Raw genomic sequence first — 23,714 nt, forward strand, 5'->3', positions numbered from 1 at the left:
AGATGTGTATAAGAGACAGGAGGAAATGACCGGCTGTCCGCGAGATGCTCTGTATGAAGCCATGACCGGCTGACCGGCCCCCCCCCCCACCCGAAAGTCGAACCCCAAAAGCGCATAAACGTCATCGACCGGCCCAAGGAGTCGTGCTAGCGTTCATGAAAACGCTCCGTGAAGGCGGGGTGTTCAGGGAGCAACGTCAAGCCAACCGCCGTCGGTTCCAGTGACGGTTCGTCCAGCCAAGATTCCTGGGAGCTCGTGCGATGACCATGACCCGCCGAGAGTTCATCAAATTCACAGGCTTAGGCCTCGCCGCGTCCAGCCTCGGCATGCTCGGATTCGGCGCGGCAGGCGTGGCCCAGGCGGCCGCGGTCAGGCCGTTCAAGCTCACCCACGCCACCGAGACGCGCAACACCTGCACGTACTGCTCGGTGGCTTGCGGCATCCTCATCTACAGCATGGGCGACCGTGCGAAGAATGCGGTGTCGAACATCATCCACATCGAGGGCGACCCGGACCATCCGGTCAATCGCGGCACCCTCTGCCCGAAGGGCTCGGCGCTGCTCGACATCGTGCACGCCCCAACACGCCTGAAGGCCCCGCGCTACCGCGAACCCGGTTCGGCCGAGTTCAAGGAAGTCTCGTGGGATTTCGCGCTCGACCGCATCGCGCGCCTGATGAAGGACGACCGCGACAAGCATTTCCAGGCGACGAACGCCGCGGGCACCACGGTGAACCGCTGGACGAGCGTCGGCATGCTGGCTGCCTCGGCGTCCTCCAGCGAAACGTCCTTCCTCACCTGGAAGGTCGCCCGCTCCCTCGGCATGGTGGTGTTCGACAACCAGGCGCGCGTCTGACACGGACCGACGGTGGCCAGTCTGGCCCCATCATTCGGTCGCGGTGCGATGACCAACACCTGGCAGGACATCCGTAACGCCAACCTGGTGATCGTCATGGGCGGCAATGCCGCCGAGGCGCACCCGTGCGGCTTCAAGTGGGTGATCGAAGCCAAGATAGAGAACGGCGCGAAGCTCGTTGTGGTCGACCCGCGCTTCACGCGCACGGCGTCGGTCGCCGATTACTACGCCCCCATCCGGCCGGGCACCGACATCGCGTTCCTCAGTGGCGTGATGCGTTACCTGCTGGAGAAGGACGCCATCCAGCATGAGTACGTGCGTTCGTATACGAACGCCAGCCTCATCGTGCGCGAGGGCTTCGCCTTCCAGGACGGCCTGTTCAGCGGCTACGAGGAAGCCCGTCACGGCTACGACCGCTCGACTTGGGATTACGAGCTCGACGAAAAGGGCTTCGCGAAATCCGACGACACGTGGCAGGACCCGCGCTGCGTCATCAACCTGCTGAAGCAGCACGTCTCCCGCTACACGCCGGAGATGGTCTCGCGCATCTGCGGCACGCCGCAGGACAAGTTCCTGCACATCTGCGAGCTGATCGCGGCCACGGCGGCGCCGGACAAGGCGATGACCAGCCTGTTCGCCCTCGGCTGGACGCAGCACACCGTCGGTTCGCAGAACATCCGTGCCATGGCAATGGTGCAGCTCCTGCTGGGCAACATCGGCGTGGCGGGTGGCGGCATGAACGCGTTGCGCGGCCATTCGAACATCCAGGGCCTCACCGACGTGGGCCTGCTGTCGAACCAGATGCCGGGTTATCTCACGTTGCCGAACGATCGCGAGACGACGTTCGACGACTATATGAAGACTCGCCTCTTCAAGCCGTTGCGCGACGGACAGACCAGCTACTGGCAGAACTACCGCAAGTTCGTGGTCAGCCTGCAGAAGGCGCTCTACGGCGACGCGGCCACGGCCGAGAACAACTGGGCCTATGACTGGCTGCCGAAGCTCGACATTCCGCTGTACGACATCATCAAGGCCTTCGAGATGATGAACAACGGCGAGATGACCGGTTACATCTGCCAGGGCTTCAACCCCCTGCAGGCGTTCCCGGATCGCGGCAAGATCCGCCACGGCCTGAGCAAGCTGAAGTTCCTGGTCACGATGGATCCGCTCGATACCGAAACCTCGCGTTTCTGGCAGGACTTCGGTCCGCAGAACCCGGCGAAGCCGTCGGAGATCCAGACCGAGGTCTTCCAGCTGCCCACCACCTGCTTCGCCGAAGAGAGCGGCTCGCTCGTCAACTCCGCACGCTGGCTGCAGTGGCATTGGAAGGCGGCCGAGCCGCCGGGCATCGCGAAGTCCGACATCTGGATCATGACCGGCATCTTCCAGCGGCTGCGCGATCTTTACCGCAAGGAAGGCGGTGCGTTCCCGGACCCGATCCTCAACCTCACCTGGAAATACACCGACCCGCGGTCGCCGGATCCGGAAGAACTCGCCAAGGAGATGAACGGCCGCGCGCTCACCGACCTGACCGACGCCACCACCGGCGCGGTAACGAAGGGCGGCACGCTGCTGGATGCGTTCGCGCAGCTTCGCGATGACGGCACTACCTCGGCGGGCTGCTGGATCTTCACCGGTTCGTTCACCGAGAAGGGCAACATGATGGCCCGCCGCGATGCCACCGACCCGCGTGAACAGGGCATCGCGCCGAACTGGGCATGGGCGTGGCCGGCCAACCGGCGCATCCTCTACAACCGTGCCAGCGCCGACCCGAGCGGCAAGGCCTGGAACCCGAAGAAGCCGGTCATCGAGTGGAACGGCACGCGCTGGGTGGGCCTCGACGTGCCCGACTACGGCCCCACCGTGAAGCCCGGCGACGGCGTCGGCCCTTTCATCATGAATGCGGAAGGCATGGGCCGCCTGTTCGCCCGCGACCTGATGGCGGATGGCCCGTTCCCCGAGCACTACGAGCCCATGGAGTCGCCCGTCGACAACGTGCTGCACCCGAAGGTCAGCAACAACCCGGTGGCGCGCGTCTTCGCGGACGATCGCGCGAACTTCGGCAAGCGCGAGGACTTCCCATACGTGGCCACCACGTACCGCCTGACCGAGCACTTCCATTTCTGGACCAAGCACGCACTGATCAACGCGATCCTCCAGCCGGAGGAATTCGTCGAGATCGGCGAGGTACTCGCGAAGGAAAAAGGCATCGAGCAAGGCGGCTGGGTGAAGGTGTCGTCCAAGCGCGGCGAGGTGGTGTGCAAGGCGTATGTCACCAAGCGCATCAAGCCACTCACCGTCGACGGCAAGGCGACCCACGTCATCGGCGTGCCGCTGCACTGGGGTTTCACCGGCCAGGCGCGCAAGGGCTACGGCGCCAACACGCTCACACCTTCGGTCGGCGACGCCAACACCCAGACGCCGGAGTTCAAGGCGTTCCTCGTCAACGTCGAAAAGACCGCCGCGCCGGTCGCTGCCTGAGGCCCACGACATGTCAGACCTGCAATCGCAAGACTATGTCCGGCGCTCGGCGACGACCATTACGCCCCCCGCGGTCCGCAACCACGAGGACCAGGTCGCCAAGCTGATCGACGTCAGCCGCTGCATCGGCTGCAAGGCGTGCCAGTCCGCGTGCATGGAGTGGAACGACCTGCGCCCGGAGATCGGCCATTTCGAGGGTTCGTACGAGAACCCGGCCGACCTCGGTCCCAGCGTCTGGACCCTGATGAAGTTCGCCGAGTACGAGAACGAACAGGGCAACCTCGAATGGCTGATCCGCAAGGACGGCTGCATGCACTGCGAGGACCCGGGCTGCCTGAAGGCCTGCCCGGCGCCCGGCGCCATCGTCCAGTACGCGAACGGCATCGTCGATTTCATCAGCGACAAGTGCATCGGCTGCGGCTATTGCGTGAAAGGCTGCCCGTTCGACGTCCCGCGCATCAGCAAGGCCGACCACAAGGCGTACAAGTGCACCCTGTGTTCCGATCGCGTGTCGGTCGGCCTCGAGCCGGCCTGCGTGAAGGCCTGCCCGACCGGCGCGATTATGTTCGGCGCCAAGACCGACATGACGAACTGGGCCGGCGAGCGCATCGAGGATCTCAAGTCGCGCGGCTTCGAGAAGGCCGGCCTGTACGATCCGCCGGAAGTCGGTGGCACGCACGTGATGTACGTGCTCCACCACGCCGACAAGCCGTCGCTCTACTCCGGCCTGCCGGACAAGCCGCGCATCAGCCCGCTGGTGCAGGCGTGGAAGGGGGCCATCAAGCCGCTCGCCGTCTTCGGCATCGCGGCCGCCGCGATCTTCGGCTTCTTCCACTGGGTCACCGTCGGCCCGAACGAAGTGCAGGAAGACGACGAGCTCGAGGCCGATCGCGCGCTGCGCGAGATGAAGGAAGAAGAGGAGAAGTCGTCATGACGCGTCCGCAACGTGCCTTCACCCGCTACACCACCGCCAACCGCGTCAACCACTGGATCAACGCGGGGCTTTTCGTGCTGCTGGTGCTGTCCGGCCTGTCGTTCTTCCACCCGTACTTCTTCTTCCTGTCGAACCTGTTCGGCAGCGGCCAGTGGGCGCGCGCCGCCCATCCGTGGTTCGGCGTGGGCCTGATGGTGAGCTGGATCGGCATGTTCGTGCAGTTCTGGCGAAACAACTTCTTCAACCGCGACGACGCCGCCTGGTCGAAGGCCATCGTCAGCGTGGTGACGAACGACGACGAGCACGTGCCACCGGTCGGCCGCAACAACAGCGGCCAGAAGGCGGTGTTCTGGGCGATGGCGCTGCTCATTCCTACCCTGTTCGTTTCGGGCCTGATGATCTGGGAGGTGTACTTCGGCGAAGCCACGTCGATTCCCGTGCAACGCGTCGCCGTGCTCGTGCACAGCCTCGCCGCCATCGCAGCGATCCTCGTCTGGATCGCGCATGTCTATGCGGCCATCTGGATCCGCGGCTCGGTGCGCAGCATGACGCAGGGTTATGTCACACCCGGCTGGGCGTGGCACCATCATCGCAAGTGGTTCTACCAGGTGGCGTCGCGCCAGCGCGTGAGGACCGAACCCAGGAAGAATTCGTGAAGCAAGCCGAAGCCCCGCCGAACGCCACATGGACCGGCCCCTCGCATGCCGGTGTGAAGGCACCGGACCCGATCGTCCTGCCTGACCCGCTCGCGCGGTTCGCCGCCAGCGGTGATCGCCTGCAGACGCTGGCCGAGGGCCACCCAATGGAAGAGTGGCTGCGCTTCATGGCCGCGCTTGCGCATGCCCAGCATGCGGTCGCCGCCATGCAGCAGCCCCACGCGGTCGTGGCACCGGCGGCACTCGCGCAGGCCGTCGAGGCCCGCCTGCCCCCGCTGGCCGCCGACGGCCACCAACGCGACCACGCCTGGCGGGATGGCCTGGCGGCACTGCTCGACCACGTGGACGCGCCGGGCCTGCCGGATCCGGCGCGTGACGCCATCGCGGCACTGCGCCGGGACGACGCCGATGCCCTGGAAAAGCGCGCCGATCGCTTCCTGCGCGGCCGCGTGCCGGCCGACGAGGCCGCCGCGGCCGTCTTCATCGCCGCGGCGCTGCAGGTGTACTTCACCGTCTCGGCCGCGCGGCTTCCGGTGGACGACCTGCGGCTGCTCGAGGAACGTGCGCTGTGCCCCTGCTGCGGATCGCCGTCGGTGGCGGGCCTGATCACCGCCAGCGGCACCACGCCCGGCACGCGTTACCTGTACTGCTCGCTCTGCTCCACCGCATGGAACTACGTTCGCGCCGTGTGCCTGCACTGCGGCGGCACCCGCAAGCTGTCCGTGCAGGGCATCGAAGGCGCACCCGAGATCGTCAAGGTGGAAACCTGCGGCGACTGCCATACGTACAGCAAGCTGCTCTATCAGTTGCGCGACATGAAGGCCGACCCGTACGCGGACGACCTGGCCTCGCTCGGACTCGACCTGCTGGTCGCCGAAGCGGGATACTCGAGGCACGCACCGAATCCGCTGCTGCTCTCGCCAACCTGAGCCTCATGGCAGAACCCGACATCACCCTGCTCCGCCAGATCCCCGCCGTCGCCACCGTGCTCGCCACGCCCGAGGCGGCCGAGCTCGTCGAAGCGCACGGCCGCCCGGTCGTCACGGATGCTATCCGCGATGTGCTCGCCGGCGTCCGCATCGCCATGACGCGCGAGGCCCAGCCGGTGCCGACGCCCGCCGGCATAGCGCGCGAAGCCGGCGAAAAACTGGCAGCGCGGCGCCCCTCCCTACGTACCGTGTTCAACCTGACCGGCACCGTGCTGCACACGAACCTCGGCCGCGCGCAGCTCGCCGAAGCGGCGGTCGACGCTGCCGTGCAGGCCATGCGCCACCCGGTGTCGCTCGAGTACTCCCTCGATACCGGCTCGCGCGGCGAGCGCGACGACCACGTGCGCAACCTGCTGCGCGAGCTGACGGGGGCGGAAGACGCCACGGTCGTCAACAACAACGCCGCGGCCGTGCTGCTCTGCCTCAACACCTTCGCGCTGCGCCGCGAGGCTATCGTGTCGCGGGGGGAGCTGATCGAGATCGGCGGCGCGTTCCGCATGCCCGACATCATGGTGCGCGCCGGCGCGGACATGGTGGAAGTCGGGACGACGAACCGAACGCACGCGGCCGATTACCGCGAGGCGCTGAACGAACGCACCGGCCTCGTGCTCAAGGTGCATACGTCGAACTACCGGATCCAGGGCTTCACCGCCGAGGTCGACGCCCGCGAGCTTGCCGCCATCGCCGACGCCGCCGGCGTGCCGCTGCTCAACGACCTGGGCTCGGGCAGCCTGGTCGACCTCTCGGGCCACGGCCTCGCGAAGGAGCCGACGGTACGCGAGGCCGTGGCGGAGGGCGCGCGCCTGGTGACGGTCTCCGGTGACAAGCTGCTCGGCGGTCCACAAGCCGGTTTCATCGTCGGCGACGCGGCCCTTATCGCGCAGATCAATGGCAATCCGCTGAAGCGCGCGTTGCGCGTCGACAAGGTGCGGCTCGCCGCGATCGAGGCCACGCTGCGGCTGTATCGTGACCCCGACCGCCTGGGCGAGCGCCTGCCGACCCTGCGCTACCTCGCCCGCGAGACCGCGGCCGTCCACGCACAGGCCGAGCGCCTGCTGCCCGGTGCGGCTGCTCGGCTCGGTGCCGCGTTCGACGTCGATGTCGTCCCGTGCCTCAGCCAGATCGGCTCGGGCGCGCTTCCCCTCGACACCCTGCAGAGCGCGGCCCTGCGCATCCGCGCGCGCGGCAGCCAGACGGCGCTGGAACAATTGGCGACGCGCCTCCGCGCCGTGCCTCGCCCCGTGATCGGTCGCATCGCGGACGGTGCCCTGCACCTCGACCTGCGCTGCCTCGACGACGGCGACGAAACAGCCTTCCTCGACGCGCTCGCCGCCGGGGGCGCGGGACACCCGTGATCGTCGGTACCGCGGGGCACATCGACCACGGCAAGACGTCGCTGGTCCGCGCACTCACAGGTGTCGACACCGACCGCCTGAAGGAAGAAAAAGCGCGCGGCATCACCATCGACCTCGGCTTCGCCTATCTGCCGGTCGACGGCGGCCCGACGCTGGGCTTCGTCGATGTACCCGGTCACGAACGCTTCGTGCACACCATGGTCGCCGGTGCCAGCGGCATCGACTTCGCGCTGCTGGTCGTCGCCGCCGACGACGGTGTGATGCCGCAGACACTGGAACACCTTGCGATCGTCGATCTGCTCGGCACGCGACGCGGGCTTGTCGCGTTGACCAAGAGCGACCTCGTGACGCCCGAGCGCCTCGCCGCCGTCGCGAACGATATTCGCGAAGCGTGTCGCGGCACGGTGCTCGCCGGTGCCGACATCGTGCCGGTATCGTCGACGACGGGCGCAGGCATCGACGCGCTGCGCGCGCGGCTGGTCGCCGAGGCTCGCGCGCAGGGCGAACATCGGGACGACGCGCGCTTCCGCATGGCTGTCGACCGTGTATTTACCCTGCCCGGCATCGGCGTCGTCGTCACGGGTACGGTGCTTTCAGGCACAGTGCGCCTGAAGGACCCGGTGACCGTCAGCCCCTCCGGCATCGCGGCACGGGTGCGCTCCATCCACGCCCAGAACCGCCAGGTCGACGCCGGGCGCGCCGGCGACCGCTGCGCGCTCAACCTCGCGGGTGACGGGGTGGCGAAGGATGCGATCCAGCGTGGCGACATGATCGTGGACTCCGCGCTGCACGCGCCGGCCGACCGCATCGACGCGCGCATGACGCTGCTGCCTTCCGAACCCAGAGCCATCGCCGCCTGGTTCCCCGCGCGCCTGCACCATGGCGCGACGGAGCTGGGCGTCCGCATCGTGCCGCTCGAAGGCGCGCAGTTGCACCCTGGTCGGGCGGCCGACGTGCAGCTGGTACTCGACCGCCCCATCGCGGCGGCGGCCTTCGACCGTTTCGTGCTACGCGACGTGTCCGCGCGGCGCACGATCGGCGGCGGCCATTTCATCGACCTGCGCGCGCCGGAGCGGCAACGCCGCAAGCCCGAGCGTGTCGCGGAGCGCGCGGCCCTCTCGCATGACGATCCGCGGACCGCATTCGCCGCGCTGCTGGACGCACCGCCCTACGCGCGCGACATCGACGCGTTCGCGCGCGACCGCGCGCTGTCGGCGGAAACACGCGATGCCTTGCTGCCGCCGGCGGCGCACACGTTCGTGACAGGCGAAGGGCGCATCGTGCTCGGCGGTGCCGCGTGGCGCCGGTTCGTGACGGCCATCGTGGAACGCCTCGACGCCTTCCATGCCGCGGAGCCCGACCTGCCCGGCATGGCCCGAGAGAAATTGCGTCTTTCGGTCATGCCCCGCCTGCCGGCCGCCGCCTTCTCGCTGGCCTTGCAGCACGACGACCTCGCCGGCAGCGTCGTCCGCGACGGCGCGTTCGTGCGCCTGGCCAGCCACCGCGTGCAGATGGGCGCGGCGCGTGAGGCGCTCTGGGCCGTCGTCGAACCTCTGCTCGGCGGCGCCACGCGCTTCCGCCCGCCGCGCGTGCGAGACATCACCGGCGAGCTGCGACGGCCGGAGGACGAGGTGCGTCAATTGCTGCGCTTCGTCGGCCGTCTCGGCCTCGTCGTCGAGGTCGCGCACGATCATTACTTCCTGCGCGCGACGATGCACGAAATGGTCCGGATCGCGCTCGACGTGTCGAGTCAGACCGAAGACGGCTTTTTCGGTGCCGCGGCATTCCGCGATCGTCTCGACTGCGGACGCAAGGTGGCCATCCAGATCCTGGAGTTCTTCGATCGACAGGGTGTTATGCTCAAGCGCGGTACGTTGCGACGCGTGCAGTCGCGTTACGCCGACCTCTATGCACCGGCTCCGCCCTAGCCGGCATCTCTGGAAGAGAATCGTCCCCGGTGGGGCGTCCGGACTTCAAATCCGGGTGAGGCAGCCAGTCTGTTTCGGGTGGGTTCGACTCCCATTCTCTTCCGCCATCGACGCGATGTTTGGGCCTTGTCAGGCCACCGCGATCCCGGCGTCGCCTTCCACCACCGCGCCGACGATGGAAGCGCGCGGGTAGCCGGCCGCCTCGATGGCATCGCGCAGGGCGTCGGCGCGATCGGCGCGGCAGGCCACCAGCAGACCGCCGGAGGTTTGCGGATCGGTGAGCAACTGGCGACGCCAGTCGGGAAGCGCGCGGTCCAGTGTGACGCCGTCGCGGTAGCTGTTCCAGTTACGCGTGGAGGCACCGGTGACGAAGCCGGCCTGCGCCAGTGCCTCGGCCTGGGCCAGCCACGGCACGCTGTCGGCGTCGATGCGGATGCCTACACCGCTGCCACGCGCCATTTCGAGCGCATGGCCCAGGAGGCCGAAGCCCGTGACATCGGTGATCGCATGCACGTCGCCGTCCTTCGCCAGCTCGTGCCCGACGCGATTGAGGAGCGTCGTCGAGGCGATCATCTCGGCGTATGCATTCTCGGGCAGTTGCTGTTTCTTGAACGCTGCCGAGTACACGCCGACGCCGATGCCCTTGGTGAGGATCAGCGCGTCGCCGGGGCGTGCGCCGGTGTTGCGCCGGACCTCGGAGGGCGCGCACAGGCCGATCGCGGCCAGCCCGTAGATCGGCTCGACGGAATCGATGGAGTGGCCTCCCGCAACCGGGATGCCGGCCTCCGCGCAGACCGCCTCACCGCCTTCGAGGATGCGGCGGACGGTGCCCGTGTCCAGCTTGTCGAGCGGCATGCCGAGGATCGCGAGCGCCATGACCGGCTTGCCGCCCATGGCGTACACGTCGGACAGGGCGTTCGTGGCCGCGATGCGCCCGAAGTCGAAGGGGTCGTCGACGATCGGCATGAAGAAGTCGGTGGTGGCGATCACGCAGGTGCGCTCGTCGACCTGCCAGACCGCCGCGTCGTCGCTCGATTCGGTGCCCACCAGCAGTTGCGAGAACGGCATCGCCTGGGCGCGATCGGCCAGCAACTCGCGTAGCACCGAGGGGGCGAGTTTGCAGCCACAGCCGCCGCCGTGGGCAAGTTCGGTCAAGCGGAGACAAGTCATGGCAGGTTCCAGCAAATGCGAGGTAGCGCGGTCGTCATCCTATGCGGCAGCATAACGCACGCATGTTTCCCGAGGGGACGGTCATGAGTGTCGCACTTCGCAGCTCCCGCACGATGCGCTGGTCGGTCTTCGCCCTGCTGGTGGTGGCGGGGCTGTTCTACGTGAAGTGGTACCCCTACTACGGCCGGGCCTTCGACGCGGCGGCCCATCATTCCATCGGCTCGTCGATCCTCATGGGTACGGCGGATGCAGCGCCCTCGCCCTCCTGGGACGCGGCGCTCGGTTACGCGCTCGCCTACGGAAAGGCGATCTGGAAGGCGATGATCCTCGGCCTGCTCATCGGCTCGGCCGTGCAGGCGCTCGTCCCCGCGAGCACGGTGCACCGCGCGCTCGCAGGCCGTGGCTTCCGCAGCACACTGGCCGGCGGACTGCTCGGCATCCCCGGCATGATGTGCACCTGCTGCGCGGCGCCGGTCGTCGTGGGCCTGCGCAGGCAGAGCGCCGCGCCGGGCGCGACGGTGGCGTTCTGGCTGTCGAACACCATGCTCAACCCCGCCACCCTCGTCTTCACCGGCTTCGTGCTCGGGTGGCAGTGGACCGCGTTGCGTCTCGCCCTGAGCGTGCCGATGGTCTTCGGCCTCGGCTGGCTGGCGAATCGCGTCGCTGCGCCCGCCGCCCATGTCACCGTGCAGGTGCCGCCGACGGAAGACGAGCCCCGCACGCTGGGCCAGACCGCGGTCCACTGGATGCGGATCTTCGGCGGCATGACGCTGCGGCTCATTCCCGAATACCTGGTGATCGTGCTCCTGTTGGGCGCGGCGCGCGCGTGGATGTTCCCGCACATCGGTCCGGACATCGGCAACGAATGGTTCTGGGTGCTCGCCCTGGCGCTGGCCGGCATGCTGTTCGTGATTCCGACGGCAGGCGAAGTGCCGATCGTCCAGGCGATGCTCACGCTCGGCATGGGCGTGGCTCCGGCTGCCGCCCTGTTGATGACCCTGCCCCCGGTCAGCCTGCCGTCGCTGGCGATGTTGGGACGCTCCCTGCCCTTGCGCCTGCTGCTGTCGCTGGCCGCCGCGGTGGTGTCGTTCGGGGTACTCGCCGCGGCAATCGCCGCGGCGTTGTGGGCTTAGGGGTACGTTTGTCCAACTCCGGGGCATCCTTGATAGAGTCAAGATTCGCGCCGACAGGGAGTTCCGAAGTGGAATGGAGTGACGTTCGTATCTTTCTCTCCGTGGTTCGGGAGGGTTCGCTGGGCGCTGCTGCGCGAGCACTCGGCCTCAGCCATCCCACGGTTGCCCGGCGTATCCGCGCGCTGGAAAACGACATGCACCAGCCACTGCTGCAGCGGCACAACAATGGCGTGCTTCCCACCGAGGCTGGGAGCAGCGTGCTGCAGCTTGCGGAGGAAATGGAGCTTGCAGCCCTGGCCATGCAGCGTCGGTTAGCCGGCGAGAGTGGCGGCCTCGACGGTCCGCTGCGTATCTCTTCGGCGGACTGGTTTGCTACCTATGTACTGCCACCGGTCGTCGAAGAGCTGCTACGCGAGTACCCGGTGATACTGCCGGAGCTGGTCGTCAGCTCTCGTCGCTTCGACCTGTCACGCCGGGAAGCGGACGTGGTGTTCCGGGTGCTGCCCTTCGACGAACCGGGCGTCGTTCAGTGCCGGCTGACGCGTATCGCGTACGGACTGTATGCCCGCGACGATCAGCCGCCACCCACGCGCGGCGATAGCCGCGGAGCAGGCCTGGTACTCATGGATACATCCGTGCATAGCTATCCGGAGACGGGGTGGCTCCAGGGCATTTTCCCCCAGGCGAAACAGGTCGCGGTAACCAATCACCGCGCGTTGCAGGCGCGGCTGTGCCAACGAGGTGTGGGGCTCGCCGTGCTGCCTCGTGCGGTCGGCGATGCGACAGCTGGCCTGACCCGCATCGATCTCGGTGAAGCACCGCCATCCCGGCACATCTGGATGGGCTACCACGAGGACATGCGCGGCATGCGCAGAGTGCGGGCGCTGGCGGACATTGCCGTGCGCATGCTTGGCAACGACGCTGACGACGTGCCTCAACAATCGTGAAGGGGTGACGCACATTTGTGTCAGTGTGCGTTAGACCTCGCTGGCAACAGACTTAAGGCTCCTTTCCTCTGGAGTCGACATGATGTGCGGTGACGATCGGCATGCGCCGTCCGATGTGCCGGGTTTTTATAGCTTCCGTCTCGGAAGAATGACGATCACCACACTGTGTGACGGTCACTTTGCGCTTTCCGCCTGCGACGTCCTTCGTCATGGCGAGACATCGCTTCATACACTTCTGGAGGATGCGCATCTCGACCAGGTCGTGCCCAGCCATGTCAATGCGTATCTGATCGATGATGGTGTGCATCGCGTTCTCATCGACACCGGTGCCGGTGCCCTTCAGGATGTGACCTTGGGCCGGATGACCACGCAGCTGGCGGCTGCGGGGTATGTTCCTTCCGACATCGACATAGTGCTCGTTACGCATCTTCACCCGGACCATGTCGGTGGCCTGACACGCGATGGCGTAGCGGTATTTCCTCGCGCCATTGTCCATGTGCCACGCGCGGAGGCCACCTTCTGGCTGGAGACATCCGACCGCGACGTGGTGGACGTCAGCGTGCGGGCGACATTCGAGCATGCTCGTCATATCCTCGCCCCCTATATCTCCGAGGGACGCTATCGCCTTTTCGATCCGGCAGCGTCCTGGTACGACCACCTCATTGCGGAACCCCTGCCGGGGCATACCTGTGGCCATACTGGATACCGCCTGCGCGCAGGGAAGCAGGACATCGTGTTCTGTGGGGATTTATTCCATGTTCTCGCTGTGCAGTTGGCCGAGCCCGACGTGACCGTCTGCTATGACAGCGAGCCGGCACTGGCTTCGTCGACGCGAAAGATCTTCCTGACGGAGGCATGCCGGCGGGGCGATATCGTGGCTGCGGCACATGCACCATTCCCCGGGCTGGGGCGTATTCACAAGAGGGTTCAAGGATATGCCTGGCATGCTGTCGCGTGACAGGTGCTGGCATACGTGATCAATCCCGCGAAGAACAGCAGCACGTCGGAGGCATTGCCTAACGGTGTGGCGTATAGCGGCAGGTAGACCGCTGGCTTGTGCGCCTCGGCCAGGGTCCACCCAATAAGAATGGCAGCCCAGGTGAGTTGGATGCACGCGGCGAACAGTGCCGCCACTTGTCCCAGCGGTGCGAGCAGCCGGTCGCCTGCCTCGCCTCGACTGAGTGGGCCCTTCAGCAGATACAGGCCCGTGCCAAGGCATGCCGTCGAGATGAAGAGGATCACGAAGCGTTTGTGGTTCATTGCGAGCGTGGAGGCGAACGGCGGTCCGTAGCCCGGCATAAGTGTAAGCAGCGCCCAGGGAACGATAAGGAAGAGGCCGGCGACGGCGATAATTCGCCGCTCGTCGTCTCCCGATCGCCAAGCGGGGAGCATCAGCGAGAGTACGGAAGCCCCGATCAAGAAGAGCTGCACCGTCGTCAGCGCCACTGAAACCGCAGGCTTATAACGTGCTGGCGTGCCGAATATGCCTATAGCCACAAGTAGCAAGACGATGAGCAGCGGCGCGTCCCACCTGCGTCGTCCGAGCTTGCTGATCATGGAACGATTCTCCCCCTTCCCGATCGGCTTACCTCGTGTCACCCAGCGCGTGGGTCAACTAGGACAAACGTTTATATATCGATAGTGGGATGTCATTAATGGCCCAGCGACAGTGCTGTTGGTGGCAAGCTTCACCGTGCATCTGCCGGACGGTTCCAGCTCCATCGCATCGTCAAAGCCAATATCCAGACCGGCCCACGCCAGACCACGCAAATAATCGGGGAAGGGAAACACGATGGATGACGACAAAGGCGGCATCGAGTCGACCACGCCGACACCGATCCGCTCGATTTTCGCATCGTTCCGGCCGGCCATGACCTTGGCGGTGCTCCTGTGCTGCGCCCTCGCCCACGCGGCTGAACCGGCCACCGACAAAGCCCCTCCATCCAGCATCACCCTGTTTCACGGGGCGACCCTTATCGATGGCACGGGCGCTCCGCCGCGGCCCAATATGGACGTCCTCGTCGAAGGTGAGCGCATTCTCCGCGTCGTGCCGGACTCCGAACTGGAGCCAGCGCTCCGCGCCAAAGCCAAAGCGGTCGATCTGCACGGGCGATTCCTGATGCCCGGAATGATCGACGCGCACGTCCATCTGGCCACCCCGCCGAACAGGCGGCAGGCCGAAGCGATCCTGCGGCGCGATCTGTACGGAGGCGTGACGGCGGTTCGCGACATGGCCGACGATCTTCGCCCGGTGGCGGAACTCACCCGCGCCAGCCTGGTTGGCGAGATCCCCGCTCCCGACATCTACTATGCCGCGCTGATGGCCGGTCCGGATTTCTTCACGGACGAGCGCACTGGCCAGGCTTCCGCGGGAGGCACGCCGGGCCATGTGCCCTGGATGCAGGCCATAACCCAAGACACCGATCTGCCACTGGCGGTCGCGCGGGCGCAAGGGACCTGGGCAACGGCGATCAAGCTCTACGCCGACCTCCCGGCCGATCTCGCCGCACGCATCACGACCGAAGCGCATCGACAGGGGCTGCTGGTCTGGGCCCACGCAACGCCCTATCCCGCCAAGCCCTCGGACATGGTGGCAGCGGGAGTCGACGCGATTTCGCATGCCTGTTTGCTTATCCGCGAGCCGGACGCGCATGTCCCTGGTTGGAACGAGCCGCACGCGCCTGTCGACCTGGCGCGTTTTCGCCGCGGCGACAATCCGGCGTTGACCCGTCTTTTCAGGGAAATGGTACGGCGTGGCACGATCCTCGACGCCACGCTTTGGGCCTACAGCTCAGATACGGATGGCTCGACGACCATGCCTCCACTGCCGCCAGGCAGCTGCGACGACACGGTGGGTGGCGAGATCACCGGTCAGGCTTACCGCGCCGGTGTATCGATCGATGCGGGAACCGACTTCACCGGCGACTGGACCGATCAATGGCCGGACCTGTTCCACGAACTCGCCACCCTGGCAGCCAAAGCCGGCATGCCGAACGACGCGATCCTGCGATCGACCACGTTTATCAGTGCCCGCGCGGCAGGCCAGCAACGCGATATGGGCAGCATCGAGCCAGGTAAGCTCGCCAACATGGTAATACTCACCCGCAATCCGCTTGCGGACCTGAAGAATCTCAGGTCCGTGCTGATGACCGTCAAACGAGGTCGCGTCTATGCGCGGAGTGCGTTCGTACCGTTGGTGAAGGAAGACATTACCGACAGGTGACCTGGCAAGAATCATCGACGCTTGCAACATGGTCGCCAGAGCTCAGGAGCCTTTGCCTGGGGCCAGGCAACCCATGCCGTCCAATGCTGACTCCACGGCTTGATCGAGCGGTGTGTGCGGCTCCGCTCCGAGCACCGATTTCAGCTTGTCATTGCTCATGCGTACCGGCTCTCGCCAGAGGTAACGCATTTCACGGAGTTCGCGGAACGTCGCGACAAAGGGTGACGCGAGCCCCACCAGCCACCACGGAAATGCGCGCAGCTTCGGCGCACTGCCACCGCGCCGAACCACGACACGACGAATCGCTTCGGCCATTTGCCTGCCATCCGCATCCCAGTGTCCCGCCATGTGAAATACCGCGAACGGTTCCAGCGATTCGCGACGCGCGAGCAGTTCCACCATGGTCCGAGCCACGTCCGGCAGATAGGACCACTGGTGGCCGACACCGGGTCGACCCGGTAGGTTGACGACGCTTACGGTTCGACCCGGCTTGACCAGCCCCTGCGAGAACCAGCTGTTGCCGGGCTTAGGGCCGAAGAAATCGCCCGCGCGAACCACGATGGCGCGCATGCCGTTTGTGGTTGCCAGGCGCAAGCGCCTCTCCAGTTCAACGCGGATCGCACCCTTGCGCGTTTGCGGATGCTGCGGCGAGTCTTCGCGCAGTTCCGGGAATGCGTCAGGCCCGTAGTTGTAAACGGTGCCCGGCAGCACGACGGTGGCGCCCTGCACTGTCGCCGCGGCAATCGTGTTCTCTAGCATGGGCAGCACCAGATCTGCCCAGTGGCGGTAGCCGGGTGGATTCACCGCGTGCACGATCACGGAGCACCCTTGCGCGGCCGCCATGACCTCCTCGCGATTCATCGCATCGCCGGCGATACACGTGATGCCGTCGCGGACGGTGGTGGCCTCCAGGCCACGCTTAAGCCCTCGCACCTCCCAGCCCTCATCGCGGAGCTGGCGAGCCACCTCGCCGCCGATGCCCCCGGTAGCGCCCAGGATCAAGGCTGTCTTGTTGGTTTGCATGTCGGATCCCTCGTGAGTGGTGAGGGAATTCTCGACGCGCCGGGATCAAATTGAAATGGAGATTGATCGATGACGGACGGCCGCTAGGCTGGCTGGTTATTGCCGTCTTTCCTCACGCCGATACCCCTGCCCGCGCTGCAAGGGCGGCGTCGCGCCGGCGCGATGCACGTTTGCGCAGCAAGGAGCCGAGTACGTGCAGGGCCGGTCGCGGGTCGTCCCAGCGGAATACGTGCAGATCCGCCCGCGCCCACTCCGCGGCCAATCGCAGGACGTTGGACATACCCCGCACGGGCGTTCGCCCGATGCTGGACAGATCGTGATACAGATCGATGCACAGTTTGCCTGCGGGGTAGCCATACGAAGCTGCCGGTACGGGTTCTCCCAAGGCATCCTGCCACGCCATCTCGCACACATTCACCCCGTGGCGGGCGGCGAACTCGACATACGTCCACGCACGCGTATTGACCTCGATGATCCTGAACTGTCCATCTCGCGGGTCGCGTTTGAATTCGGCGCTGAAGATGCCGCGATAGTGGACGCTGTCCAGAAGACGACGCAATGGCGCCACGGCTTCTTCCGCCTGATGTAGAGGAACGGAACGCGAGCAGGAGCTGTTTCCGAAATCGGGCGGAGACATGCGCATGCGCTGGCGAACGAACAAGCCCGGATAAGTTCCGCTGGCGTCGCGGAACCCATCCACGAAGAAATGCTCTGTCGGAGGGCCGGGAATGTATTCCTGGGCCATGAGCGAGAAGCCCTGGGCATGCAGGTGGGCCCATGTGGCCTTCAGTTCTTCCCGGGAATGTACCCACACCCCCTTGGCGCCCACCACGTCGCTGAAGCGCTGCGAATTCACCGGCTTGATGAACACCCGTCCGAGGGCTTCCACGGGAACGGCATCGACATCGGCGAGCGATGCGAGGTGGAAGGTCCGCGGATGCGGAATGCCGAGACCCTCCAGGTGCCGGGCAAAGCTGGCCTTATCCTGCAGCAGGGCCTGAACTTCGTGGCTCGCGGTCGATACGGCGAAGCGTTCCCGGAGGTCCGGCGGCAGGCTGGACAGCCACATGGCGATGTCGTCGGCGCCCGCGATCAGCACCGCACGTTCGAGAGGCGTCGCACGCAGCGCATCTTCCGCCGCCGGACCCGGTCGACCATCCCATGCCGCACCGGGAACGGGGCGGTACCAACGCGAACGCGTGGTGAGGTCGCCGGGAGGACACGCCACATAGGCGGGAATCCCGGCCAGGGTCACGGCGCGCAGGATGCCGAGCGCCGTGGGCCCCTGGCCCAGGACGATGACCGGCACGCGGCCGGCGTCGACGACGTTCATGACTTCCCCCCGGCCTGCCGCCGTTCCTGGAGTGACGTTGGCATTACATCTCATGGGTGCCGGGGGCGGCAGTCGGCCGCACGGCCTATCCCTTACTGCTCGGCTCCGGACGTGCGCTATTCGGGGTGATCCATGTCCATGTCGTCATCCGGCGGCGCCGCAGCCACCATGGCCTTGTATGCCTGCGGCGACAGGTCGGGCAGTTTCTGCAGGAAGGCGACCATGCTCCAGATCGTCATGTCGTCGTGGCTGCTACCCCATGCGGGCATCGCGCTCATCTTGATACCGTGCTTGATCGTCCAGAAAGCTTGCGCCGGATCGATCCTGGCCTGCGTGAGGTTCGGGGGCTCGGGGTAAAGCCCCGGGCGGATTTCCGAATCCTTCTGGCCTGGTGTCAGGTGACACGCGGTGCACATGGCCGCGTACTGTCCGGCACCTTTGAGTACCAACGCCGGGTCGGACAAATCGGGCACGGCGATGCCCGACGCCCGCGCCTCGATCGAACGCTGCCGCAGGGTTTCCAGCGCTGCGTGCACCGGCCGGGAATGCGGTGCGTCGGCGCCTATATCGTAGGCACCGGAGTAAATGAAGGCTCCGGCGCCGCAGGCCGCCACGACCGCCATGGCCAGCACGGTGGAAAGAACGAGAGTGATTGGCTTCACGAGGATGTCCTAGAACCATAACCGGAGGCCCGCGACGACCTGGCGGTCGAAGACGGGCTGACGATCCGCGCGAACATAGTCGGCGGTGCGACCGAAGCGGTCGACGAAACGGATGCCGATATAGGGCGCGAACTCACGACGGACCTCGTAGCGCAGTCGCAGGCTGAAGGAGGCGTCCGAGAGGCCCCTGCCCACGTGCGCGAGCGGATCGTCCTTGCCGTGGGCATTGAGTTCCAGCTCTGGCTGCAGGATGAGCCGCTGGGTCAGGAAAAGGTCGTATTCCGTTCGCAAGCGCGCCGCGGTGCGTCCATGCGCGCTCGCATACGCGGTGGCTTCCACCTCGAACCAGTACGGAGCCAGGCCCTGCACGCCGAGCGCCGCCCAGGTGCGATTCGGTCCCGGGCCGATGTCTTGCCTGGCGCCGAGTTGGGTGCTCCAGTACGGCGCTATCGCATGGTTCCACAGCGCTTCCGCGTCGGCGTCCTCAAGCTTGCCGCGACTGCGGTCGCCTTCGGTGCGGACCCAGAGCTTGTCGTTGTCATTGCCGTACCAGCCTTGCGCTTCCCACGACTGCCCGTTGGCATCCCTGCCATGGAACGCCTCGAGCTGATCGATCAGGATCATGTGGTAGGAGCCGTTGTCGTTCATGTCCATACCCGTCATCGGGCCATGGCCCACGCCATCGGAATAGTCGGGGCTTCGCGCATCGGCAGGTGCATCGCCGCCTTGCATCGATCCCATCTTCATCTCCTGTGCGCCCGCGACGGTGGTCATGCCGAGGCCAAGCGCAGCAAACCACACCGTACGAGCCCTCATGACACCACCACTTCGCGGAACATGCCCGCTTCCATGTGATAGAGCAGATGGCAGTGGTACGCCCAACGCCCCGGGTTGTCCGCCGTCACGGCATAGGTGATGCGTTGCGCGGGCTGCACGTTGATCGTGTGTTTGCGCACCTGGAACTCGCCGTCCGGGTTTTCCAGGTCGCTGAACATGCCGTGCAGGTGAATCGGATGGTTCATCATGGTGTCGTTGACCAGAACGATTCGCACGCGCTCGCCCTTGTTGAAATGCACGGGCGTGGCATCCGAAAACTTCACGCCATCGAACGACCAGATGAAACGTTCCATGTTGCCGGTGAGATGCAGTTCGATCTCGCGGCCGGGCTCGCGCGGATCGGGATTGCCACCGACCGTGTGCAGGTCCGCGTAGGTGAGCACGCGGCGGCCGTTGTCGCGCAAGCCGATGCCGGGATCGTCGAGATTGGTACGTGGCATGTCCACGTGCATGTCCACGCCGGGGCCGTATTCCGTACGTGCATGACGCACTTTCGGCGCGTTCCCCTTCGTGTGATCCATGCCTTCCATGGATGCGTGATCCATGCCCGGCATGTCCGCCATGCCTTCGTGATCCATGCCCTTCATCGGCTTTGCGGCGCCTCCCATGGCATCCATCATGTCGCCCATGCCGAGCCACTGGCGCGGATCGACCGGCGGTACGGCCGCTTCCATTCCCGGCCGCGGGGACAGCGTGCCGCGCGTATAGCCGCTGCGGTCGATCGACTGCGCGAAGATCGTGTACGCGACATCCTCCTCGGGCTCTACCAGCACGTCGTACGTCTCCGCCGTGGAGATGCGGAATTCGTCGATCGGCACGGGCAACACGTCCTGGCCGTCGGCGGAGATCACGGTCATCTTCAAGCCCGGAATGCGAACGTCGAAAATCGTCGACGACGAGCCGTTGATGAAGCGCAGGCGGATCTTCTCGCCCGGCTTGAACTGGCCGGTCCAGTTGCCAGCGGCTGTCGTGCCGTTCATGAGATAGGTATACGCCGCACCGGACACGTCGCTCAGGTCGGTCGGGTTCATGCGCATGGTGTTCCACATCTTGCGCATTTCCAGCGCCTGCCCCAATCCCTTTTCGCGGGCGTCACGAAAGAACCGTGACACGGTGGGCTGCGCGTAATTGAAGTAATCGCTCTGCTGTTTCAGGCGCAGGAAGATGCGTTCCGGATCCATGTCGGTCCAGTCGCTGAGCATGATCACGTAGTCGCGGTCGCTCCGATAACGTTCCGGCCCGGCCGGTTCGATGACCAGCGGACCGTACAGGCCCGTCTGCTCCTGGAAGCGGCTATGCGAGTGGTACCAGTAGGTTCCTGCCTGGCGCACGTCGAATCGGTAGACGAAGGTTTCGCCCGGACCGATGCCATCGAAGCTGATGCCCGGCACACCGTCCTGGTCGAACGGGAGCACGATGCCGTGCCAGTGGATCGATGTGGGCGTGCGTAGCCGGTTGGCCACGCGCAAGGTCACCGTGGTTCCTTCCTTCCAGCGAAGGATCGGGCCCGGAACGCCACCGTTGACGGTGACCGCGGTGCGCGCCGCGCCGGTGTAGTTCACCGGCGTCTCGGCGATGTCGAGGGAAAAATCGGTGCCGCTCAGCACCGTCGGATGACCGGGGTTGGTCAAGGCCCAGACGGGCGATGGACGCAACAAGCCCAAGCCGGCGGCGACGCCGCCAACGGCAAGGCCTGCCACGAAACGCCGTCGCGAGGCGTGTACTGGCTCGTAAGAACCGGGGAATGTCATAGGGGTGTTCCACGAAGACGATGCACGGCTGTCGGCCGCGTGCCGCGGCAGGCGTATTCGTCATCGTGGGAACGATGGCATGCCCGGCGCGGGTGAAAGCGTCAGCGGAAGGTCAGGCGGCGGGTGGCCGCAGAGGTGGCCCGTATCCGGCCTGTGGGGCCTCGCGAACGCCGGCGGCGAAGATCGTGACGGCTGTCGTCGGTATATCGCCGAGCGTGAGCGTACCGGCGGGAAGGACGCTCGCGCACGCTGGCGTGCAATGGCATGGCTGCCCTGGGCCATGACAGCAGTTGCCGTCGTGGTCGTTGCAACCATCCATATCCGCCGATGCCATGTGCGTCGACACATGCGAGACGTGCGTGCGATGCACGCCCGGTCCCGGGGCGGCATGCACGTTGCCCGACCACGCAGGCGCGACACTCACCATCGCCCATGCCAGCCAGGCGAACACCCAGAGGGCGCGCCGGCGGCGGTAACGATGGAAGAACGCGCTCATGCCGACAGCTTATGCCCCCGTGGCGAGGCCCTCAACTCTGGAGCAGGGTCCAACGCGGTGATGCCCCCTCATGCCCACAGGCGCAGCGGCAGCAGGCCCCACGCGAAAAGCACCATGGCCCACTGGAACACGCCGACCATGGCGACCTTGTCGCCGACCGTTCTCCGGCCTGGCCGGTCGCGACGAAATGAAATCCATAAGCCAAGGAGCATCGCCAGCGGCAGCGCGGCTGTCACCGCAGCCAATAGCGCGCTTGCCGGTGTCAAATCGCCAAGCTGGAGGAACGACTGGGTGAGAAAGAACGGGACGGGGACGAAAAGCGCTGCAACCGTAACGAACGGTACGAAGAGAGAATCGGCTGGCGTCAGCCGGCGGCGCACCAGGCGAACGATGCCTGCGAACAATACATACGCTGAGGCCAGCACACCGCCCAGCAAGCTCGCCCAAAGGGGAACCATGCGCCACATGCTTACCCTTTCATAGCTGCGGAAGCCGTCGCTGATCACCCGGCGGCCATCGTTCGAAACGAGCAGTGCATGGGATGGCTTTATACGGTCGTCGGCACGAAACAGCTGGCCGCCCACTGGCCGAAGGTGTTTCGTAGTGCCCTGGAACGGCTTCAGATGCAGCCGATGCCCGTCCCACTCGACGAGTGCAAAATTCAGTAGCCGATCCAGGTAGGCGAAGCTTTCCATTCGGGACGGTGCGAGCACGTAGATGCCCTGCCAGGCGCTGACGCCGGATGGTGGAGCTGTCGCCGCCGCCGGCAATGCGGGTGCGATGTCGAGCGAGCGGAGGAGCAGCCCATCCAGCCGTTCGTAATCGGCGGTTTCGACGTCGGCATTCGCCGCAATGAAGAACGCTTTCCGAGCCTCGGGGAAGATACAGAAATTTGCCCTGAAACCTATCGTGGTACCAACGTGGCACCTTCCCAGCAGACCGTATCGATCCCGGCTGTTTAATCCCAGGCCATACCCCGCGTTCGTCAGCCCGGCCATGGCGGCCTCGGTCGTCGTCGGCTGCCCCATGGCTCGCAACAACTCAGGTGCGATAAACGGCTTGCCCGCGACCTGGCCATTGCCCATCAGAAAATGAGCGAAGCGCCCCATGTCTGCCGCGGTGGTGGTGAACTGTCCCGCAGGTCTCAGGTAAAGAGGCACCGCTGGTTGAGACTCCCCTCCCTCGAAATGGCCCATCGCAAGTCGACCATCGGCATGCGGGCCTTCCTGCGATACGAATTCGAAGGTACTGTCCAGCATGCCGAGCGGCCTTAGCAGTTCGGCGTCGAGGTAGTGCTCGTAGCGACTGCCGATAACGCTTTCGATCACCATCCCGAGCAGCGTATAGCCGGTATTCGAGTACGAAAGACGGCTTCCGGGACGACTGCGAACGAGCAGCGGACTGCGCCCGATACTCTCGTTCAACGGCGTGTCGGGTCGGGCATTGAGGCTAAATACCTGGGACAGGCGCGCATCGTCGAGCCCGGAGGTGTGGTCGAGCAGGTGCCGCAACAGCACAGGAGAGTCCGCCGCCCATTGGTTCTCGAATTTTACGTGAGGCAGGAGTTCCGTTACGTGACTGTCGAGGGTCAATCGACCCTCGGTAACCAAGTGCAGGATTCCCGCAGCCACTAGTGTCTTGGCCAGGGAACCGGTCTGGACCTTGTTGTCGGCGGACAATGGCGTCCGATGCCTGGCATCCGCCAACCCAGCGGCACCTGTCGACATGCCTTCCGGGGTCACGACCGCCCAAGTGGCACCGGTAAGTCCTTCCTCCTCGATCGCGGTGCGCAACTCACTGAAACGGTCGGCCTGTGACTGGATCGGTGCGGCGGCCGCGGAAGCCGTGGACCCGATGCCAGCGGTTGCAAGAAGCATGGTAAGCAGAACCCTCATCGACTCTCCGCCGCTGTGATACTGGCCGTCACTATAAAACGAAGGCA

The 23,714-nt window shown here is 65.8% G+C and carries 19 protein-coding genes and 1 tRNA gene; 11 read left to right on the plus strand and 9 right to left on the minus strand.

What is annotated here, in order from left to right:
• The first annotated feature begins 326 nt into the window (after positions 1–326).
• From fdnG to ACPYOD_RS15090, 7 genes are all read left to right on the plus strand, one after another.
• A complete protein-coding gene (fdnG, locus tag ACPYOD_RS15060; RefSeq protein ID WP_481302556.1) occupies positions 327–3,335 on the plus strand; it encodes a formate dehydrogenase-N subunit alpha in 3,009 nt (1,002 codons plus the stop codon).
• Positions 3,336–3,345: 10 nt separating this feature from the next.
• Entirely contained in the window at positions 3,346–4,269 is a 924-nt protein-coding gene (gene fdxH / locus ACPYOD_RS15065; protein WP_481302529.1) for a formate dehydrogenase subunit beta, read from the plus strand.
• Entirely contained in the window at positions 4,266–4,925 is a 660-nt protein-coding gene (locus ACPYOD_RS15070; RefSeq protein ID WP_481302530.1) for a formate dehydrogenase subunit gamma, read from the plus strand. The genes fdxH and ACPYOD_RS15070 overlap by 4 nt, the downstream gene beginning before the upstream one ends.
• Complete coding sequence (gene fdhE / locus ACPYOD_RS15075; protein WP_481302531.1) at positions 4,922–5,854, plus strand: formate dehydrogenase accessory protein FdhE; 933 nt, start codon at positions 4,922–4,924, stop codon at positions 5,852–5,854. Before ACPYOD_RS15070 ends, fdhE begins: the two co-directional genes overlap by 4 nt.
• Positions 5,855–5,859: 5 nt before the next feature.
• On the plus strand, positions 5,860–7,269 hold the full coding sequence (gene selA, locus ACPYOD_RS15080; protein ID WP_481302532.1) for an L-seryl-tRNA(Sec) selenium transferase: 1,410 nt from the start codon (positions 5,860–5,862) through the stop codon (positions 7,267–7,269).
• On the plus strand, positions 7,266–9,197 hold the full coding sequence (selB, locus tag ACPYOD_RS15085; RefSeq protein WP_481302533.1) for a selenocysteine-specific translation elongation factor: 1,932 nt from the start codon (positions 7,266–7,268) through the stop codon (positions 9,195–9,197). Before selA ends, selB begins: the two co-directional genes overlap by 4 nt.
• Before the next feature lie 11 nt (positions 9,198–9,208).
• Positions 9,209–9,304, plus strand: a tRNA-Sec gene (locus ACPYOD_RS15090).
• Between the two features lie 22 nt (positions 9,305–9,326).
• Here ACPYOD_RS15090 and selD read toward each other — a convergent pair.
• Positions 9,327–10,367: a selenide, water dikinase SelD gene (gene selD, locus ACPYOD_RS15095; protein WP_481302534.1), complete on the minus strand. Its 1,041-nt coding sequence runs from the start codon at positions 10,365–10,367 to the stop codon at positions 9,327–9,329.
• Positions 10,368–10,450: 83 nt separating this feature from the next.
• Here selD and ACPYOD_RS15100 point away from each other — a divergent pair, with 83 nt between their 5' ends.
• The 3 genes from ACPYOD_RS15100 to ACPYOD_RS15110 all read left to right on the plus strand — a co-directional run bounded on the left by ACPYOD_RS15100 (position 10,451) and on the right by ACPYOD_RS15110 (position 13,405).
• Positions 10,451–11,500 (plus strand): permease, encoded by a 1,050-nt coding sequence (locus tag ACPYOD_RS15100; RefSeq protein ID WP_481302535.1) that lies wholly within the window; start codon positions 10,451–10,453, stop codon positions 11,498–11,500.
• 68 nt (positions 11,501–11,568) lie between these two features.
• Entirely contained in the window at positions 11,569–12,447 is an 879-nt protein-coding gene (locus ACPYOD_RS15105; RefSeq protein ID WP_481302536.1) for a LysR family transcriptional regulator, read from the plus strand.
• 79 nt (positions 12,448–12,526) lie between these two features.
• Positions 12,527–13,405 carry an MBL fold metallo-hydrolase gene (locus ACPYOD_RS15110; RefSeq protein ID WP_481302537.1) on the plus strand — a complete coding sequence of 293 codons (879 nt, stop codon included), beginning with the start codon at positions 12,527–12,529 and terminating at the stop codon, positions 13,403–13,405.
• Here the strand turns inward: ACPYOD_RS15110 and ACPYOD_RS15115 are convergent.
• Entirely contained in the window at positions 13,375–14,004 is a 630-nt protein-coding gene (locus tag ACPYOD_RS15115; RefSeq protein ID WP_481302538.1) for a hypothetical protein, read from the minus strand. The two genes, ACPYOD_RS15110 and ACPYOD_RS15115, sit on opposite strands and share 31 nt — an antisense overlap.
• 235 nt (positions 14,005–14,239) lie before the next feature.
• Here ACPYOD_RS15115 and ACPYOD_RS15120 point away from each other — a divergent pair, with 235 nt between their 5' ends.
• Positions 14,240–15,670, plus strand: coding sequence for an amidohydrolase family protein (locus ACPYOD_RS15120; protein WP_481302539.1), 1,431 nt, complete (start codon positions 14,240–14,242; stop codon positions 15,668–15,670).
• A gap of 42 nt (positions 15,671–15,712) precedes the next feature.
• Here the strand turns inward: ACPYOD_RS15120 and ACPYOD_RS15125 are convergent, their stop codons facing one another.
• The 7 genes from ACPYOD_RS15125 to ACPYOD_RS15155 form a co-directional block, all read right to left on the minus strand.
• On the minus strand, positions 15,713–16,693 hold the full coding sequence (locus tag ACPYOD_RS15125; protein WP_481302540.1) for an NAD-dependent epimerase/dehydratase family protein: 981 nt from the start codon (positions 16,691–16,693) through the stop codon (positions 15,713–15,715).
• A gap of 112 nt (positions 16,694–16,805) precedes the next feature.
• Positions 16,806–18,026, minus strand: a complete 1,221-nt coding sequence (locus ACPYOD_RS15130) for a carboxylate--amine ligase (RefSeq protein ID WP_481302541.1) — start codon at positions 18,024–18,026, stop codon at positions 16,806–16,808.
• Between the two features lie 116 nt (positions 18,027–18,142).
• A complete protein-coding gene (locus ACPYOD_RS15135) occupies positions 18,143–18,688 on the minus strand; it encodes a c-type cytochrome (RefSeq protein ID WP_481302542.1) in 546 nt (181 codons plus the stop codon).
• A 9-nt stretch (positions 18,689–18,697) separates the two neighbouring features.
• Positions 18,698–19,504 (minus strand): copper resistance protein B, encoded by an 807-nt coding sequence (locus tag ACPYOD_RS15140; RefSeq protein WP_481302543.1) that lies wholly within the window; start codon positions 19,502–19,504, stop codon positions 18,698–18,700.
• A complete protein-coding gene (locus ACPYOD_RS15145; protein WP_481302544.1) occupies positions 19,501–21,276 on the minus strand; it encodes a copper resistance system multicopper oxidase in 1,776 nt (591 codons plus the stop codon). The genes ACPYOD_RS15140 and ACPYOD_RS15145 overlap by 4 nt, the downstream gene beginning before the upstream one ends.
• Before the next feature lie 112 nt (positions 21,277–21,388).
• Complete coding sequence (locus ACPYOD_RS15150) at positions 21,389–21,772, minus strand: hypothetical protein (RefSeq protein ID WP_481302545.1); 384 nt, start codon at positions 21,770–21,772, stop codon at positions 21,389–21,391.
• A gap of 68 nt (positions 21,773–21,840) precedes the next feature.
• Positions 21,841–23,667 carry a serine hydrolase domain-containing protein gene (locus ACPYOD_RS15155; RefSeq protein ID WP_481302546.1) on the minus strand — a complete coding sequence of 609 codons (1,827 nt, stop codon included), beginning with the start codon at positions 23,665–23,667 and terminating at the stop codon, positions 21,841–21,843.
• Positions 23,668–23,714 lie beyond the last annotated feature (47 nt).

Source organism: Luteibacter sp. HAY1-4A, from assembly GCF_056755355.1.